Annotated in this window: 15 protein-coding genes and 1 pseudogene; 4 read left to right on the top strand and 12 right to left on the bottom strand. The window is 62.2% G+C overall.

Features of this window, described 5'->3' with window-relative positions; all coding sequences use genetic code 11:
* Window positions 1-53 precede the first annotated feature (53 nt).
* The 7 genes from DCO57_RS07395 to DCO57_RS07365 form a co-directional block, all read right to left on the bottom strand.
* A complete protein-coding gene (locus tag DCO57_RS07395) occupies window positions 54-1,160 on the bottom strand; it encodes an extracellular solute-binding protein (RefSeq protein WP_116698213.1) in 1,107 nt (368 codons plus the stop codon).
* Between the two features lie 76 nt (window positions 1,161-1,236).
* On the bottom strand, window positions 1,237-2,331 hold the full coding sequence (locus DCO57_RS07390; RefSeq protein ID WP_208977849.1) for an NAD/NADP-dependent octopine/nopaline dehydrogenase family protein: 1,095 nt from the start codon (window positions 2,329-2,331) through the stop codon (window positions 1,237-1,239).
* Between the two features lie 14 nt (window positions 2,332-2,345).
* Window positions 2,346-2,930: a peroxidase-related enzyme gene (locus DCO57_RS07385; RefSeq protein WP_116698212.1), complete on the bottom strand. Its 585-nt coding sequence runs from the start codon at window positions 2,928-2,930 to the stop codon at window positions 2,346-2,348.
* Window positions 2,927-3,424 carry a hypothetical protein gene (locus DCO57_RS07380; RefSeq protein ID WP_244287898.1) on the bottom strand — a complete coding sequence of 166 codons (498 nt, stop codon included), beginning with the start codon at window positions 3,422-3,424 and terminating at the stop codon, window positions 2,927-2,929. The genes DCO57_RS07385 and DCO57_RS07380 overlap by 4 nt, the downstream gene beginning before the upstream one ends.
* Window positions 3,421-4,908: an NAD(P)/FAD-dependent oxidoreductase gene (locus DCO57_RS07375; RefSeq protein WP_116698210.1), complete on the bottom strand. Its 1,488-nt coding sequence runs from the start codon at window positions 4,906-4,908 to the stop codon at window positions 3,421-3,423. Before DCO57_RS07375 ends, DCO57_RS07380 begins: the two co-directional genes overlap by 4 nt.
* Before the next feature lie 34 nt (window positions 4,909-4,942).
* The gene (locus DCO57_RS07370; RefSeq protein ID WP_116698209.1) at window positions 4,943-6,253 is read right to left on the bottom strand and encodes an MFS transporter; all 1,311 of its coding nucleotides are present in this window, start codon (window positions 6,251-6,253) and stop codon (window positions 4,943-4,945) included.
* Window positions 6,254-7,759, bottom strand: coding sequence for an aminotransferase class V-fold PLP-dependent enzyme (locus tag DCO57_RS07365; protein WP_116698250.1), 1,506 nt, complete (start codon window positions 7,757-7,759; stop codon window positions 6,254-6,256). It abuts the gene before it with no gap.
* A gap of 88 nt (window positions 7,760-7,847) precedes the next feature.
* On the opposite strand from DCO57_RS07365, the gene DCO57_RS07360 reads away from it, so the two are divergent.
* A complete protein-coding gene (locus tag DCO57_RS07360; protein ID WP_116698208.1) occupies window positions 7,848-8,324 on the top strand; it encodes an Lrp/AsnC family transcriptional regulator in 477 nt (158 codons plus the stop codon).
* A gap of 38 nt (window positions 8,325-8,362) precedes the next feature.
* Here the strand turns inward: DCO57_RS07360 and DCO57_RS07355 are convergent, their stop codons facing one another.
* The 4 genes and pseudogenes from DCO57_RS07355 to DCO57_RS07340 all read right to left on the bottom strand — a co-directional run bounded on the left by DCO57_RS07355 (window position 8,363) and on the right by DCO57_RS07340 (window position 13,511).
* Window positions 8,363-10,111, bottom strand: coding sequence for a TRAP transporter fused permease subunit (locus DCO57_RS07355; protein WP_116698207.1), 1,749 nt, complete (start codon window positions 10,109-10,111; stop codon window positions 8,363-8,365).
* 191 nt (window positions 10,112-10,302) lie between these two features.
* Entirely contained in the window at window positions 10,303-11,259 is a 957-nt protein-coding gene (locus DCO57_RS07350) for a TAXI family TRAP transporter solute-binding subunit (RefSeq protein ID WP_116698206.1), read from the bottom strand.
* 413 nt (window positions 11,260-11,672) lie between these two features.
* A pseudogene (locus tag DCO57_RS07345) lies at window positions 11,673-12,353 on the bottom strand (cell cycle transcriptional regulator TrcR); the annotation flags it as partial.
* Between the two features lie 153 nt (window positions 12,354-12,506).
* Window positions 12,507-13,511 (bottom strand): NAD(P)H-quinone oxidoreductase, encoded by a 1,005-nt coding sequence (locus tag DCO57_RS07340; RefSeq protein WP_116698205.1) that lies wholly within the window; start codon window positions 13,509-13,511, stop codon window positions 12,507-12,509.
* A gap of 149 nt (window positions 13,512-13,660) precedes the next feature.
* On the opposite strand from DCO57_RS07340, the gene DCO57_RS07335 reads away from it, so the two are divergent.
* Both DCO57_RS07335 and DCO57_RS07330 read left to right on the top strand, forming a co-directional pair.
* Window positions 13,661-13,858 (top strand): DUF1192 domain-containing protein, encoded by a 198-nt coding sequence (locus DCO57_RS07335; RefSeq protein ID WP_116698204.1) that lies wholly within the window; start codon window positions 13,661-13,663, stop codon window positions 13,856-13,858.
* Window positions 13,859-14,285: 427 nt separating this feature from the next.
* A complete protein-coding gene (locus tag DCO57_RS07330; RefSeq protein WP_165814675.1) occupies window positions 14,286-14,816 on the top strand; it encodes a DUF1465 family protein in 531 nt (176 codons plus the stop codon).
* Between the two features lie 269 nt (window positions 14,817-15,085).
* Here DCO57_RS07330 and rpmE read toward each other — a convergent pair whose 3' ends face one another.
* Window positions 15,086-15,310, bottom strand: a complete 225-nt coding sequence (gene rpmE, locus DCO57_RS07325; RefSeq protein ID WP_008196026.1) for a 50S ribosomal protein L31 — start codon at window positions 15,308-15,310, stop codon at window positions 15,086-15,088.
* Window positions 15,311-15,620: 310 nt separating this feature from the next.
* Between rpmE and DCO57_RS07320 the strand changes: the two genes are divergently transcribed.
* A complete protein-coding gene (locus tag DCO57_RS07320) occupies window positions 15,621-17,423 on the top strand; it encodes an ABC transporter transmembrane domain-containing protein (RefSeq protein WP_244287897.1) in 1,803 nt (600 codons plus the stop codon).
* Window positions 17,424-17,425 lie beyond the last annotated feature (2 nt).

Here is a 17,425-nt window from a genome sequence, read left to right as displayed (position 1 = left end):
GCGTCCGGGACGATGCGCTTGCAGTCAGAGGCCTGAAGGCCGGTGGTCAGCGATCAGGCAGCCTTGATCTCTTCCACCGCCGGATCGACAAGCCCGTACTTCAGCTCGTTGGCTTCCGCCCGGAAGAACCGCATGTTCGCCAGTTCCTCTTCCGGGAAGCTGGTCGATGCCTTTTCCGCGTCCGAAAGATACTGGGAAGCATCCTTGTAGGTGGAAATGAACCCGGAAGCCCGGCTCATGGCCGCACCGATCTCGCCGGACGCCAGAATGGCGTTCAGGAAGGTGTAGGCATTGTCCTGGTTGGGCGCGTTGTTGGCGATGTTGTAGGTGTAGACGAAGCCGTAGCTGCCTTCCTTCGGAATGGACATGGCGACCGGGAAGTCGTCGTTCATCAGTGCCGCGATCGGTCCGTTCCAGGCACAGGCCATGACGATGTCCTGGTTGATGAACATCTGCTGCACTTCGGCGCCGCCGTCATAGTACTTGCGCACGAGCGGCTTCTTTTCGATCAGGAAGTCCCGGGCCTCGGCAACGATCTCCGCGGCCTTTTCCGGGTCGTCCAGATAGGCGACCATGTTGCCGTCGTAGCCCTTCATCAGCATGACGATGGACAGCATGTCCTGAAGGACATAGGCCGACTGGCCGGCATATTTGTCGGAGAAGATCGTGTTCCAGGTGGTCGCTTCCTCCGGTGAGATCACTTCGCTGTTGTAGGCGAAGACTTCCATCCCGGACAGGATCGGCGCGCCCCACTTGTTGCCGTTGATCGTCGACCAGTCGCTTTCCGAGTAAACCGGATTCATGTTGCCCCAGTTCGACAGGCGGGACGGGTCCATCGGCGCCAGAAGGTCGCTGTCGATGAACTGCAGGAACCGGTGGCCCGCGACCGTCACGATGTCAACGGTCGGGCTGGAAGCTTCTGCCGCCAGCAGGTTGAACTGCTTGCCCTGGTCATCGACCAGCCGGACATTGACCTTGATCCCGGTTTCGCTTTCGAACTGCTCCTTGAAATCATCCGGAATGAAGTTGGCATATGTCCAGATGTTCACTTCGCCGCCGGCGGCGTAGGAGCGGCGCAGATACGCCGGAGAAGCCAGGGTGGCTCCTGTCGCGGCAGCAGTGCCAAGGAAAGCCCGTCGATTGAGTATAAGCTTAGTCATGAAGTTTCTCCGCTATTTGTCCACGCGATGATCTTTTATGTTTTGTGGACCAGTCCCCTCTGATGGCCGGAACGGGCTAGGCCCGTCCGCCCCCTTCCGGCAGGCGCCCCGACGAGGCCGCCTGACACAAGTCGTCCAGATTCATGCGCTCCAGGCCGATGGCCGGAAGCAGGTCATTCTCACCAAAAAAGTCTCGTCCGTACATGGCCGAAAAAATTTCAACTCCCGCCTGGTGCAGCACGGCCGGACAACCGGACATTCGCCCCAATGCGACCGTAACCGCCAGTCCGAAGGGCACGTCTTCGGTCACATAGCGGCTGTCTGCCGTTGCCGGCCCCATGCCGCCGCGGCCCAGTTCGTGCATCTGCTGGTTCATCTCGCTGATGGACGCCACCGGCACGTGGAACGACAGATGGAAATGCTCGAAGATGGTACGGACCGGCAGGCCGAGCTTGTCCGCGATGGCAAGCCGTTCCCGGTCAAGCGCTTCCAGCAGGCGCCCGACATTCGGCGTCACATGCTCCCCCTGTCCCCAGGTCTCGCCCTTTTCCATCCGGGTGGCATTGGCAAGCGCGATGCCCATATGGTTCTGGGGATTGAGATTGGAAAGCGTGATCGCCAGCAGACCGTCGCGAAGATTGAAGCGCTCGCCGAAGAGCTGCTCGCACAGGGCCTTGCCCGCGTCGCTTTCCGCCGCAGGAACCGTACACAGGTCGACAAGCGACCGCACGGTGTTGACCTGGACATGATCCGGGGCCTGTTTGCGGCCGGTCACCACCGTGGTGCCCCATGCCGTGACCGGAAGATCGATGCCCCTCGCCTTCAGCTGGTCGGCCAGATAGAGCGCGCCGAAGGATGCGTGCGAGGAAATGATGACCGGCTGGCCGGCGCGCAGGCAAGGGATCAGGCTGTCCATGACGGCCTTGTGCCCATAGCCCGGGATTGCCAGGACGATCACGTCACATTCCGATGCCAGTTCACAGGCGTCTCCGGCAAGCGCCGGTGTGAAGGTGGTCTCGATCGCCCCCGTCGCCCTGAGCGCGCCGCCTGCACGCAGTCCCTCGGTTCCCGCGCCCGACGGCGACCAGAGCATCGGGGCATGCCCCATCTGATGCAGCAGCGCCGCCGTTGCGAACGCGATCGATCCCGCGCCTGCTATGCCGACTTTCAACGGACCGTCCTTCATCATGCACCGCCTTTCCGCACCGGGTCGCCGAGAACATGCATCAGCCTGTTGGCCCAGCCGAACAGCGATGCGGACAGGATGAGATCGAGAATTTCCGCTTCGTCCAGTCCTGCGTCGCGCAGCGCCGACATCTGCTCCGCGCTTGCCTCGGACGGCGTCTGGGACAATGCATGAGCGAAGTCGAAGATCGCCCGGTCGCGCGGAGATAGTTCGGCTTTCGTCCCCTTGGCGAAGAGTTCGTCGGTGACGGAAGTGTCCTTGGCGATCTGGGCGTGACGGCCGGCATGGACCGCAGCGCAATAGATGCAGTGATTGACCATCGAGGCCGCCAGGGCGCCAAGCTCGCGTTCCTCGCGGGAAAGACCACCCTTGTCGTACATGATGCCGTTGAACAGCGGCGAGCGCACCTTCAGGGTCTCCACGTCATGGGCCAGGGTCAGCACATAGGCGGAAATCTTCGTGTTGGACGGCGTCACCTGAAGCGCTTCGAGCTGCTCCGGCGTCGCATCCTCCAGCCTGATCGGCGCGACCCTCGGCCGCCAGTCGGGAACGGTACGGGTGAACTTGCGGATGACATCGCTCATGCCCGCCCCTCCTTCATCAGCCGGATCCCGGCCAGTACGCGCACCTGATAGGCCATGAAGGCATTGATCTCGCAAAGCCGGACGATATCCGCATCGGAAATGCCGGCCTCCTGCAGAGACCTGATATCACGCGCATCGACATCGCGTGTCTGCACCGCCACCTTGTCCATAAAGTCGCAGACCGTTTCCAGCCCCTGCCCCTTGCCGGAGCTGAGAGGATCCGCAAGATCGGCGATGCCTGCATCGGCAATCAGCGCGCAATAGCGGTCCGCCAGTGCGGTTTCGCCATTCAGCGCCGCGATGCGGGCGGCAAGCGCCGCGCGCACGTCATGCGACCACGCCCCCGTCTCCTGAGGCTTGAGAACCGCTTCCTCGGTCGTTCCGGACAAGGCGATGATGTTGGCACGCCCCTCCATGGCCGCGGCCACAGGACTTCCCGCCGCTATGTCCGACAGGTCCACAAGAGTGTTTCCGGTCAATGTTTCACTGCTCACGATACGGCCTCTGCGGCTTCCGGTTCCTGTTGGGGCAAGGCGGTCGGCGTCCATTCGTCGCCGGTCAGCTCGGGTGTCTCATAATCCAGGAAGGCCTGCCAATGCGCTCCGATGTCCTCGCAATAAAGTCCGGCCGCAATGGATCTGGCCAGCCAGGCCGCCCCTTCCGAAATGCCCGGAATATCGCCGGAAACCTTGCCGAGGCTCGCCGTGGCGCCGTAGTTGAAGCAATAGACATTGGACAGCCAGGGAGCGTTTCCGAGCGTCTTTTCCCGGAAGGTGAAGTCCTGGTTCAGATAGGGAAACAGCCCGAGGTCCCGGTTCTCCTCTCCGGAAGGCGGCTGATAGACATCGCGCCAGAGAGCGATCTCTCCGGCCGCGGGACCGAATTCGGAACGCGCCATGGGATCGACGGAAAAGCCGGTGCCGAGGATGAGATAATCCGCGTGATAGACGGACGTCTCGCCAAGGCTCAGTTTCAGGCCGCTGCCGGTTTCCTCCACCTTCCGCACTGGCATGTCGAAATGGAAATGGGCGTTGTCATGGCGGGAGACCCTCAGGGTCGAGCCGCGCGGCGGCGGGGTCTGGGTGACAAAGGAATAGTTCATGAAGCGCCAGCGCCATTCGTCCGGCATGGCACCGTAACCGGCCGTGAACCCGTAGCTGCCGATGCCCATCATCTTGTTGATGGTGGGCATCTCCTTGCGCCGGACCAGATGGCGCACTTCGCCGGCCCCATGCTCGAGTGCCTCCGCCGCATTGTCCACTGCCGAGGCGCCGACACCGACGACCGCCACCTTTTTCCCCTTGAGCGCGGCGAAATCGATTTCGTCCGAGCTGTGAGCCCAGTATTTACGGGAAATCCCTTCCATGAAACCCGGGATGTTGGGAACACCGGTGCCGTCCCGGCCCGTTGCCATCACAAGCTTGCGCGCCAGGATGGAGGCCGTCTCCGCCCCCGTCAGATGCAGGCGCAGAAGATCGCCCTCCGGCTCCACACGGTCCAGGGACACGCCGTTTTCAACCGGAATGTCGAGAACCTTGCGGTACCATTTCAGATAGTCCATCCACATGGGACGGGGAGCCTTGTCCAGCTCTTCCCAGGCCTTCGTGCCGAATTGCGCCCTGTACCAGGCCTGGAAGGTGAGCATGCCGTGACCGAAGGCGGGGCCGGTCAGCGTCTTGGGAGAACGCAGCGTTTCCATCCGGGCATAGTTCAGCCACGGTCCCTCGAGGCCTTGCGGATTGCGGTCGAAAACCCGGACGCCGGAGACGCCGCCGGTACGCAGGGCCAGCCAGGCCACCATGCCGCACATGCCGCCGCCGATGATGACCACATCGTTCACCGGTTCCCCGTCCGCCTGTTTCGGCGGCACCCAGGATTTCCCCGGCCAGCACAGATATTCCAGGTTTTCCCGCAGCCGGTCTTCCAGAACTGTCAGGCCGGCGCCATCCAGGGGAAACGTGGAACTCGATTCAGACATCAGTCAATCCTTCAATACCCGTAAAGCGGTCTTCTCAGGCATCCCAGCGCGGATGCAGTTCGTCGATGTAAAAGGGGTGGGCATGGACGCCCCGGTGGGCGCTCACGATATGCGGGTGGTCCGGCGGCAGATCCGGGTGACTGTGCTCGCGCAGGTCCGGATCCTTTGCCGGCCACACCGCGAGACCGGCGATTGTCACGAGGGACGCCAGGATCGCCAGCATGATCAGGGCCGATGCAGGTGCGAAGGCTGCCCCCATCCAGCCGGCAAGCGGATAGGCCACCAGCCAGCCCGCGTGAGAAAGCGAAAATTGCGCCGCGAACACTGCCGGCCGGTCGGCGTCGGACGCCGAGCGCGTCAGCACCAGGCCGCCCGGCGTCAGCGTCAACGTACAGGCGGCGCCGAACGCGCCCCAGAGCACCACCAGTTCCGGCAGGGTTGGCTCCAGCAGGATCAGGGGCGAAAACACGGCAAAAATGAACGTCCCAGCCGCCATGACCTGCCGCTCGGGAAAGTTGCGCAGCAGGGACGGCAGAACGAAGGCCATGAGAGCAGCCCCCACGCCATATCCCCCCATCAGCCAGGGATAGACCCGTTCGGCATCTTCAAATCGCGATCCGGCATAGACGATGGTATTGACCAGGATCCAGGCCATGACCAGGGAAAGGCCGAAATTCAGGACGAACAGACCCCGCAGCCGGGGCGTGCGGGCATAGATCCACAACCCGCGCACCGCACGCGTCAGGAACGGATCCTGATTGTGGGTCTGCACTTCGCGTCCCGCGCGGGACAGCAGGATGCAGACGGCAGATCCGACGAACCCCAGCGCGGCAAGACCGAAAAGATATTCCGTATGCATGAACATCAGCGCCGCCCCGACGAGAATGGGCGTCAGGATGCTTTCCAGCGTGTAGGCGATCCGGGAGAGAGCCAGCGCCTCCGAATAGGTTTCCTTGTCCGGCAGAACGGCGGGTATCATTGCCTGAAACAGCGGCGTGAAAGCGGAAGAAACGGCGAAAAACAGGAAGGCCAGCACCGCGATCTCCCACCAGGAGGACGCAAGGGCCAGGGGCACCATGAACAACAGCCGCGACACATCCAGACCGATCAGGGCGCGCAACCGCGGAATGCGCGACAGCGCGGCCTGGGCCAGGGGGGAAAACCCGACATAGGCGATCATCTTGAGGGCGAAGAACAGTCCCAGGATCGGCCCGGCCTGACTCGCTCCGCCGATCCGCCAGGCCGCCAGCGACAGTCCCGCCGTCATCAGCCCCACGCCCGTGAGAGACAGGACCTGCGAAGCGAAAAGATAGCGGAAGGTGCTGTGACGGAGCGGGTTCAACATTCAGGGCACGGCCTTTTCGAGGAGCGTCGCGGAGAAGCGGCCATTCGAGATGTCGGCCACGTAATGCCTGGAAAAAGCCGCCTGTTCCCGGGCCAGTCGATCCACCGATGCGATGACGAAATCCACTTTCTCATCACGCATCAGCGGAGACAAGTTTAGCCGGACCCATCCCGGCTTTTCAATCTCCTCCCCCGCATCGAGCGCCTTTTTGATGCCGGCCGAGGCTTCCCGGTCGATATCGAGAAGCGCATGGGCATAGGATCCGGCACAGGCACATCCCCCACGCGCCTGGATTCCGTAGACATCCGAAAGCATCCGCGTGAAGAGCTGGTGATGAACCAGATTCCCGGCCGCATCGCGCACCTGGAAGGAGAATATCGGCAGGGCCCTGGCGTCCGCGCGGCCAAGCAGGTGGAGATACGGATTGTTCCGCCAGACCGCCAGCGCCCGGGCGCGCAACTCCTGCTGACGCTCGGCCAGCCAGACCGGGTCCAGCGCATCCTTGACCATCAGTGCGAGACCGGCGCGGATGTCTCCCAGGACATTCGGCGTCCCGCCTTCTTCGCGGTGCTCCAGGCTGGAGGAATAGATGTGATCCCAGGGAGACACGAAGGACACGGTGCCGCCGCCCGGCAGGGTCGGTGTCTGCCGCCGCGCAACCGCATCCCGGACAATCATGACCCCGGATCCGCCCGGACCGCCCGGAAACTTGTGCGGCGAGAAGACGAGTGCGTCCTTGGCCGCATCCGTTCCCGCTTCCATGCGCATCGGCACATAGGGGCCGGAGCAGCCGTAGTCCCAGATCGCCAGCGCGCCGTGCTTCTTCAGCATCCGCGTGACAGAAATGTCGTCGGTCAGTATGCCGGTGACATTCGACGCCGACCCGAAGGCGCCGACCAGCAGGTCCGCCCCCGCATTCTCGCGAAGACGGCTTTCGAGAACGGCCAGATCCACACCACCGCGGGGATCTTCCGCGATCTCGATCACCTCCGCGCCGCTTTCGCGCCAGGGCAGAAGATTGGAATGATGTTCGTAGGGACCGATCAGGACGACGGCCCGTCCGCCGGATGCAACGATCCGGGGTATGTCCAGAAGCATGACGATCCGGTTCAGTCCGGCGGTCGAGCCCGATCCCGTGAAGACGACCGAATACCCCTCGCCGGCGCCGGTAATGCGGGCGATCTCCGCCCGGACCCGGGAGCGCAACCGGGTAACAAAGGCGCCACAATAAGACGCCTGTGTGTGACTGTTGGCGTAATAGGGCAGCACCTGGTCGCGGATGAAGTCCTCGATCTGGCTCAGCGCCCGGCCCGAGGCGACGTAATCCGCATAGACGAGTCTCTTCGGACCATCGAGACCCGGCACCAGGGCATCCTCGCCGATCAGGCCGTCCCGCAGCGCCTCGACAAGATCAGAGACACGCAAGGTGTCCCGGAATGCGTCCAGAACGCTCCCCTGGCACGCAGCGGCTGTTTCCGGTTCGATGGCTTGTATTCTGTCGTTCATGCATGCAATCTTGACATTCAAACAGAGTGAATTCATCACAGTTTTTTGGCCATACCACCGGTAAATTGGGTCATACGAACGGAAATATATGATAAAACTAGATCAAATAGATTGCCGTATTCTGGAAGAACTTCAGCGAAATGCGGCCCAGTCCCAGCGGGAACTGGCGGACAATATCGGCCTGTCCCAGAACGCCTGCTGGCGACGCCTGAAGGCGCTGGAAGCGGCGGGAGCCATCCGCAACCAGACGGTGTTGCTGAACCGGGAAAAACTGGGCGCCGGCCTCGTGGTCATCATGATGATCCGCACCCGGCATCATTCCTCCAGCTGGCTGGCGACGTTCCGGGAGCATGTATCATCCATTCCCAATGTGGTCGACTTCTACCGGATCGGAGGGGACTATGACTACCTCATCAAGGTGGTGACACGCGACATGACCAGCTACGACGCGATCTACCAGCGTCTCATTTCGCAGGTGGAGCTGGAAAACGTCACTTCCTACTTCGCGATGGAAGCCATCGCCGAACAGCGTCCCTTCCCACTATGCCGGACGGACGGCGACTGACACAGCCCGCATGTCGCCGGCTCCGTGTTGCGCCGTGCTTATATCAGGTTTCCGCCGACGAAGATCACGGCGAGACCGCCGCCCGTCGCGAGCAGCTGCTGCCAGAATTTTCTGTAGCCGATAATGCCGAAGGACATGAGCCCGAGCCCGACGCCGATTTTCACGGCGGACACGATCGCGGCAACCGGCGACGCCGCCAATGCGATGACGGACGGATTGGCGATCATCGCGAGCGGAATGACATAAAGACCGATCCCCAGCGCCATGGCCGTCAGCGCGACCTTGAGCCAGTTTTCCCCCACCATGCCCGCTGCGATGAAGACCGCACCGCACACCGGCGGCGTGATGGTCGAGAGCAAGGCGAACCAGAACACGAAGAGATGCGCCTGCAACGGCTCCAGCCCCTGCTGCATCAGCGCGGGACCGGCGACGGACACGCATATGACGTAGGCGGCGGTCGTCGGCACCTCCATGCCCAGAACGAGACAGGCCAGCGCCGTCAGAAACAGCGACGGCCACAGATAGCCGCCCGAGCCGGACAGGATCAGCGAGGTGATCTTCACTCCCAGCCCTGTAATCGCCAGAACGCCGATGATGATCGACGCGCAGACGATGATCGCCGCAATGACCGAAACCTGACGCGCCGCGTTCACGACCGCTTCTTCCAGGCGGCGAAGGATCTCCCGGCGGTCGAAGGTGCCGCCGGCATTGAAAAAGAGAAGAACGAAACCGGCCAGGATAGCAATGCAGGCCGCGTATTGCGGCGTATAGCGGGCAACGAACATCCCGTAGAGCAGCACTGCAAACGGCACCAGGAAAAACGCCGAGGTGATGGCGACCTGCCTCAGCCGCGGCTGGTCTTCCCGTGCGATCGAGGCAAGGTCGAAACGGCGCGCATAGGCATTGATTCCCACCCACACGGCGAAGAAATACAAAACGGCGGGAAGCAGCGCGGCTGCCATGATCTGGATGTAGGGAACCCGGGTGAGTTCGACCATGACGAAGGCCCCGGCCCCCATCAGCGGCGGCATGATCTGCCCGCCCGAGGAGGCCACCGCCTCGACAGCACCGGCCAGTCTCTTCGGATAGCCAAGCCGGGTCATTGCAGGCAGCGTGATCGCGCCGGTGGAGGCCACATTGGCGGACGCCGATCCGGAGATCGATCCGAACAGCGCCGAGGACAGGACGGAGACCTTGGCAGCGCCCCCCTTCAGCCGGCCCGCCGCCGCGGCGGCGACATTCATGAAGCCCTGCCCGGCCTCCCCTGCGTTCAGGACCGCCCCGAAGATCACGAAAATCGCCACCACATTGACCGAAACGCCGGTCAGACTTCCCCAGATGCCCCCTTCCGCGATTGTCAATGTTCCCAGAAAGCTGGCGACCGGTGTTCCGGAATGTCCGAATTCCCCCGGTATGTGCCGCCCGAACAGACCGTAGGCGAGCGCGAGCGCGGCAACCACCGGCAAAGGCCAGCCGATGGCACGGCGCGCCCCTTCCAGGACGGTTCCCAGCAGCACGACGGCAATGACCCGCTGGAAATTGCCCTCGAGAAATCCGTACTGGTCGGACAACGTCGACTGATTGACGGCGACCCAGAGGCAGGCGGCAATTCCCGCAATGCAGAAAAACGCCCCGCTCACACGCCGGATCTGTCCCCCGCCCGCGAAGACGAAAATCCAGGGCAGCGCCAGGGCAAGATGCAGCGGGCGGCTGACCAGATTGGGAACCAGCCCGGAAAAGATCAGCCCGAGATGGAAGACAACGAGGGTGACGGCCGATACGATCATCGCCGTTCGCCAAAGGGGCGTGTTTGCAGGTGTGCTGCGGATCATGGACTGTCTTGTCTGATTGAAATGGTTTGCAGGGCGGCCAGCGCCGGTCCGTCTTCCGGCAGCCGCCCGGAGGCACCCGGCACGCGGAGCCGGCAGCAACTGCTGACGGCCGCGCGCCGGTGGGTTTCACCCCCACGGGGTTTTGCCTACTGCTGGGCTTCCGTGAGTTCGATCCCGGCTTCCTTGTAGTAGCGGACCGCACCGGGGTGCAGCTTGCCGGTGATATTGGCCATCAGGGACTGGTCCACGCCGTTCCACCACGGTGCATCCGCGCCCATCCCGGCCTTCTGCTCCCAGAACGTCTTGGTCAGCATATAGGCGGTATCCTCATCCATGGCCGTGGTCGCATAGGCTGCGACCGGCAGCGAGGTGGTCACGATATCCGCGTCCTGCCCCGCATAGGTACCCGCCGGAATGACCAGTTTCGCACGCTTTGTCTTCGCGATCTGGTCGTCGTCGAGGGAAAGCACATGAACATCCGAGGACGCTGCCGCCTCGATGACATTCGGCGCCGGCCAGGAACCCGCCGTCACGAAGCCGTCGATCTGCCCGTTCTTCAGGGCTGCCACCGCATTCGACAGCTCGACCTCCGCAAGGTCCACCTTGCCTTCCAGACCGAAGAGCTTGAGATATTTCGCGCCTTCGTTCGCCCCGAACGATCCCTTGCCCAGCAGGATGGTCTTGCCCTCCATGCCGGCAAAATCCGTCACGCCGCTGTCGGCGGACATCACGAAGTGCATGGTCAGCGAGGGAATCGGAAACAGGGCCCGGATCTCATCGAACTTCGGATCGCCCTTGCCCTCGAACATCGCCTTGCCGCCCTGGGCCAGCGACACGAGAGCCGGCGGCGTGGTGAAGACATAGTCTCCGCCTCTCGCCTTGGCTTCCATCACGTTCTGGACGGAGCCCTGGCTTTCCTCGACGGTGACGATCATCTCGCCGTCGCTGCCGGCCTTGACGGCTTCGGCAATCTGCACGCCCATCTGGTAGTAGGAGGACGTGGATTTTGCGGATTTGTAGGTAATTCGCGTTTCAGCCTGCGCCTGTGTGACACCGAGGGCAAGAGCCAGCGAAAAGCCCAGTTTGAGCAGTTTGTTCGACATTTTGTTCTCCCAGAAAGGCGGGCAGACTATGGCCTGAACAACAGCGTGGCAACGCGTTTTCGCCGCATATCGGCAAAACCGGGATTTCGGCACAAAAAAACCGCCGGCTCTTCCAGCCGGCGGCTCGATATTTCGCAGCAGAACCGAAGGAAATCTTACTTTTCCTTGGCGTCTTCGTCGGCAACAGCCTCATCGACAATTTCGACTTCTGCTTCTGCTTCTGCTTCTGCTTCTGCTTCTGCTTCTGCGTCAGCAGCAGCCTCAACGTCTGCCTCTTCGCTCGCCTCAACTTCAGCGTCAGCCTCTGCCTCAGCTTCAGCTTCAGCGGCGGTCTCGCCCTCTTCACTCGCAGCAAAGACGTCGACGTCGTCTGCCGGCTCCTCTTCGCTGCTCGCCTTTTTCGGCATGCCCAGGTTCGCGAAGACCGCTTCGGCGTCCAGAACCTCTTCTTCTTCCCGCTGGATCGGCTTGCTCGTGCCGAAGGAGAAGGCCGCGGCGAGAGCGTCTTCGCTGGTCGTATCCTCGACCGGCATCAGCGTATCGTCGGGACCGCCTGCGATCGGCTGCGGTGCATTCTTGGCGGCCTTTTCGACTTCCATATCCAGCTCAAGCTGGCTGCACAGGCCGAGCGTGACCGGATCGGATGGCACCAGGCTCGAGGAATTCCAGTGGGTCCGGTCGCGAATCGCCGCAATCGTCGGCTTGGTGGTGCCGACAAGACGGATGATCTGCGCGTCCTTCAGTTCCGGATGGTTGCGCACCAGCCACAGGATGGCGTTCGGGCGGTCCTGGCGGCGGGAAACAGGCGTGTAACGCGGTCCCTTGCGCTTGGATTCCGGGACGACCACTTTCGAGCCCTGAAGTTTCAGCTGATAGTTCGGATCGGCCTGCGCCTTTTCCAGTTCCTCGCGGGACAGCTGACCCGTCAGGACCGGATCGAGCCCCTTGATACCCTGTGCGGCTTCGCCATCGGCAATCGCCTTCACTTCCAGAGGATGAAGCCTGCAGAATGCGGCAATCTGGGTGAAGCTCAACGCGGTATTGTCGACAAGCCAGACGGCGGTTGCCTTCGGCATAAGCGGCGTGTTCGCCATCGGATAAATTCCTCTCGTCTGCTCCCTCGCCCGGCGGGACGAAAAAGCGATGTTCTATTTCCATTTCAAGGGAAGCAGCCGGAATATAGGAGAAAACCTGCCGAAACGCAATCGACTTGCATTCCGGTGATTCTGCCCGCTCCGGATGGAAAGTCAGCCTTCCACGGTCAGGACGATTTTGCCAATATGGCCAGAGCTTTCCATCCGCCGATGCGCCTCGGCCGCTTCGGTCAGGGGAAAGGTCGAATCCATCACCGGACGGATTTTCCCCGATTCGATCAGCGGCCAGACGCGGGCTTCCAGCGCCTCGGCGATCGCGGTCTTGAAGGCATCGCTGCGCGGCCGGAGCGTGCTCCCGGTATGGGTCAGCCTTTTGACCATCAGCCGGGAGAAATTTACCTTCTCGGACACACCGTTCAGCGTTGCGATCTGGCAGATCCGCCCTTCCACGGCGGCCGCTTTCCAGTTCCGCTCCACATAGTCGCCGCCCACCATGTCCAGGATCACATCGACGCCCTCGCCGTTCGTAACCTCCAGGATGACCTTTTCGAACGCCTCATCCCGGTAGTTGATGACATGGTCGGCGCCGAGCTTGCGCACCGCCTCCGCCTTTTCCGGCGATCCGACCGTCGTGAAAACCTCCGCTCCGAAGGCCTTCGCGAGCTGGATCGCGGTCGTGCCGATACCGGACGTGCCGCCATGCACCAGGAAACGCTCTCCGCTTTTCAGCCCGCTCCGGTCGAACACATTGCTCCAGACCGTAAAGAATGTTTCCGGCAGCGCTGCGGCTTCCGTCATCGAGAGACCTTTCGGAACCGGCAGCGCATGGCCTTGCGCCACCTTGCAGTAACCCGCGTAGCCGCCTCCCGGACACAGGGCCGCGACCGCGTCGCCGATCGCATGACGTCCGGCGCCCTCGCCGCAGGCCACAACCTCGCCGGCAACCTCCAGCCCGGGAAGGTCGGACGCCCCCTTCGGCGGCGGATAGGCCCCCATGCGCTGCAGGACGTCGGGACGGTTCACACCGGCGGCGGCGACCCGGATCAGGATTTCCCCCGGCCCCGGCTCCGGCACCGGGCGGTTCTCCAGCACGAGCACTTCCGGACCGCCCGGTCTCGATATCGCCACCGCGGCCATGCTGTCAGGCAGATTCTGCATGGAGGGTCCCTCCTTCTGGTTCATTTTGGGACTGGCTAGGCGATCTGTGCCTGGCCTATGGTAAATTCGCCATGAACCTATTTGAATAAAAGCGGATCAGACAAGCGGAACGGACCGAATTCGTCTGTCACGCCTGAAGGAAAGAGACAATGGGCCTGTTCGATGAGGATGTCCCAAAAAAATCCGCCCCGGGCACGATTGCCGTAGGGGACGATTTGTCCTGCCTGTCGGAGAGTGACCTCGCGGAGCGGATTGGCGCGCTGACCGGGGAAATTAACCGCACCCGGCAGGAGCTGGAGCAACGCGGGAATATTCGCAATGCCGCCAACTCCATTTTTCAGAAATAACTACGTAAATTTCTGTAAAAACTGAAATAAAGGCAACCCGTCACCTCCCCTCAAGGTAAACCGGTCAGGTAAAAATTAACTTATTTACCTCTTGTTAATCTTTCCAAATTATAAATTTATACATCCAGTCATCTGGATTTGAGTGGCTCCTGTCCACTCTGTTTGACGCCTCCCTGTTAATGACTCAGAGCCGCCTTCCCGCGGCTCTTTTTTTTGCCGCAGCCTCATAGTACACTGTGACTGTTCTGGTTAAGGGCCGTTTGCCTTTGTAAATGGCACACGGATTGCTCAGTAAATGGCATGAAGACCTGCATCGTTCCAAAAAGGAACACATTGCCCCGGGATGTTTTATCCTGGGTCAGTTTCAGAAGAGATGCTGGGTCAACCGGAAGAGCAATTGAGGCGCAGTAATCCAATGACGGAAGACATGAAAAAAGCCGGCGGTTCTGTTGAAACGGTGCATATCGCACATCACCTGGCCAGTTCCGACAACTTCCAGAGCCTGTTTCAGGAAGGCATGTCACTGGTCGAGGAAACGGCCATGTATCTGGACGGAGAAGGACGCGAGGAAGCCAAGCAGCTTCCGCGGCCCGCCTCTCTCGCCTATGCCACTGAATCCATGCGCCTGACGACCCGGCTGATGCAGCTCGCCTCCTGGCTATTGCTGCAGCGTGCGGTCAACGAGGGCGAGATGTCCCGCGAACAGGCCGGCAGCGACAAGAACAAGGTTCGCCTCGACAAGCTGAGCAGCGCCACGGGCGGCCCGACCTGGGACGAGCTTCCCGCGACCCTGCGCGATCTGGTCGAACGCTCCACCCGCCTGCAGGAACGCGTGGTCCACCTCGACAGGATGCTCTACCGCAAGGAAGAGGTGGAGATTTCCGAGGAAGCCAACAACGACAATCCGGTCGCCTCGCAGATCAACCAGCTTCACGCCGCTTTCGGCAAGCTTGCCTGATCCCACCCCGGATTTTCCGTGTCCAGAAAGCCGCCTCCGGGCGGCTTTTTTGATTGGCCAAATCGGCAAGGGACACCTGGAGCGTGTCGCGTTTAAGCGGTTTCATGGATTCAGAAAGACGCCCGAGGCAATCTTTGCATCGCAAATGCGTTCAGGCGATTTCCCCAATTCAAGTCAACGCGCCATGCTCAGGCACCGGCAGGCACCCGCCAAACAAAAAACCCGGCCAGAGGCCGGGTTTCGAAAGCAGGACGGTCTTGATGGGCTGATCAGGAGCCCAGGAAACCGGCAAACTTGTTCTTGAAGCGGGATACGCGGCCGCCACGGTCCATCAGCTGACGGTCGCCGCCGGTCCATGCCGGGTGCGACGTCGGGTCGATGTCGAGCTGCAGGGTATCGCCTTCCGCACCATAGGTGGAGCGGGTGGTGAATTCGGTGCCATCGGTCATGACGACCTTGATGGTGTGGTAGTCGGGATGAATATCCGCTTTCATGGCCGGTCCTTTCAGGCGCCTCGTAGCGTCTTGCCATAAAAGCCGCAACGCCAGCGCAAACGAGATAAAGGGCCGCCGATCCGGATGCGGACGCCGCCCTCAGAAACATGTGGCGGGGATATACCCCAAGGGGACGAGCAAGACAAGAGGCAAAATCCAGCATTGCCGTCCCGGCCTTTCCCGAGGAATCCGGAACGGCTCCGGGCCGCCCCGGAGCTGCCGCAAGGCGATCCTGCGGCAAACTTGATCTGGGCCATTGAGCCCGCCGCTGAACATGCTAAAGACGGTCGCAAACGACGAGGAGATCCTCTTGGCCGACGCCCAAACTTCTGACGCAAATCCCCGGACCGGTTCATCCCGCAAGTCTCTCAAGCCCCTGACCCGGCTTCTGCCCTACCTGCTGAAACACAAGGGCGTCGTGACGGCCGCGGTTTTCGCGTTGTTTTCGGCGGCTGTCATCACCCTGGTCCTGCCCGCCGCCGTCCGCCGGATGATCGATTTCGGCTTCGGGGCCGATGATCCCGCCCTGGTCAATTCCTACTTCGCCGTCCTGCTCGGGGTCGTCTGCGCCCTGGCGATGGCCAGTTCCATCCGCTATTTCCTGGTGATGTGGCTCGGGGAGCGTGTGGTGAGCGACGTGCGCTCGGATGTCTTTGCCCATCTGACCCACCTCAGCCCCTCCTTTTACGACAGTGCGAAATCCGGGGAAATCCTCTCCCGCCTGACCGCGGACACCACACAGATCAAGTCCGCCTTCGGCGCAAGCGCCTCGCTGGCCATGCGCAACCTGATCATGTTCGCCGGCGCCTCGGTGATGATGGTGGTCACCAGCCCCCGGCTCTCGGTCATTGTCCTTGCGGCCATTCCGGTCATTCTCGTGCCCATCCTGGGATTCGGGCGGCAGGTGCGCAAGAGATCCCGCTTCGCCCAGGACACGCTCGCGGACGCTTCCGCCTTTGCCGGCGAAATGCTCGGCGCCGTGCGGACCCTCCAGGCCTTCACCCATGAGCGCCGCAGCGCCGATCGCTACCGGGCCGCTGTCGAGGCCGCCTTTCAGGCCGCGCGCCAGGCGATCATGGCCCGGGCCGCGCTGACGGGTTTTGCGATCTTTGTCATCGGCGCCAGCATTGTCGCGGTTCTGTGGATCGGCGCGAGCGACGTCTTCTCGGGCCGCATCACCGGCGGGGAACTGAGCCAGTTCCTGCTCTATTCCATTCTGGCCGCCGGCTCCCTCGCCGCCCTGTCCGAAGTCTGGGGCGAACTTTCCCAGGCCGCCGGCGCCGCCGAACGCCTGTCCGAGCTTCTGGAGATCGAACCGGAAATCGCCGCTCCCGCCGATCCGGTCCCGCTTCCCGAGACGCCGAGGGGGGAAATCACCTTCGACCGGGTTTCCTTCGCCTATGAAAACAGCCGGGATCTGCCCGTCCTCACCAATCTTGCCCTCACGGTTTCGCCGGGCGAGACCGTGGCGGTGGTCGGCCCGTCCGGCGCGGGAAAATCCACACTCTTCAGCCTGCTGATGCGCTATTACGACCCGACAGCCGGACGCATTTGCCTGAACGGCGTGGATATCAGGCAGCTGGACCCGGAAGACCTGCGCAGGCACATTGCCCTGGTTCCGCAGGACACGGCCATCTTCGGGACGAGCATTGCGGAAAACATCGCCTATGGCCGGCCGGACGCCACCAGACAGGATATCATCGAGGCCGCTCGGGCAGCCCTTGCCGCGCCCTTCATTGACACCATGACCAACGGCTACGACACCCTTGTGGGTGAACGCGGCATAACCCTGTCGGGCGGCCAGCGCCAGCGCATTGCCATCGCCCGGGCCGTTCTCAAGAGTGCGCCTGTGCTGCTTCTGGACGAGGCCACCAGCGCCCTCGATGCGGAAAGCGAGAACCTGGTGCAGCAGGCCCTCGACCGGCTGATGGCCGACCGTACCACGCTGGTGATCGCCCACCGGCTTGCGACCGTACTCAAAGCCGACCGGATCGTCGTGATGGAGGAAGGGCGGATCGTCGAGACCGGAACCCACGCCGAACTCAGCGCCGCCGGCGGTCTGTATGCCAAACTCGCCCGCCTGCAATTCAACGCGGACGAAGATACGGCCTGAGC

Source organism: Labrenzia sp. 011, assembly GCF_003075075.1.
Classification (GTDB): domain Bacteria; phylum Pseudomonadota; class Alphaproteobacteria; order Rhizobiales; family Stappiaceae; genus Roseibium.
Note: the sequence above shows the minus strand (reverse complement) of the source record. Positions and strands in the feature narration are given on the sequence as shown.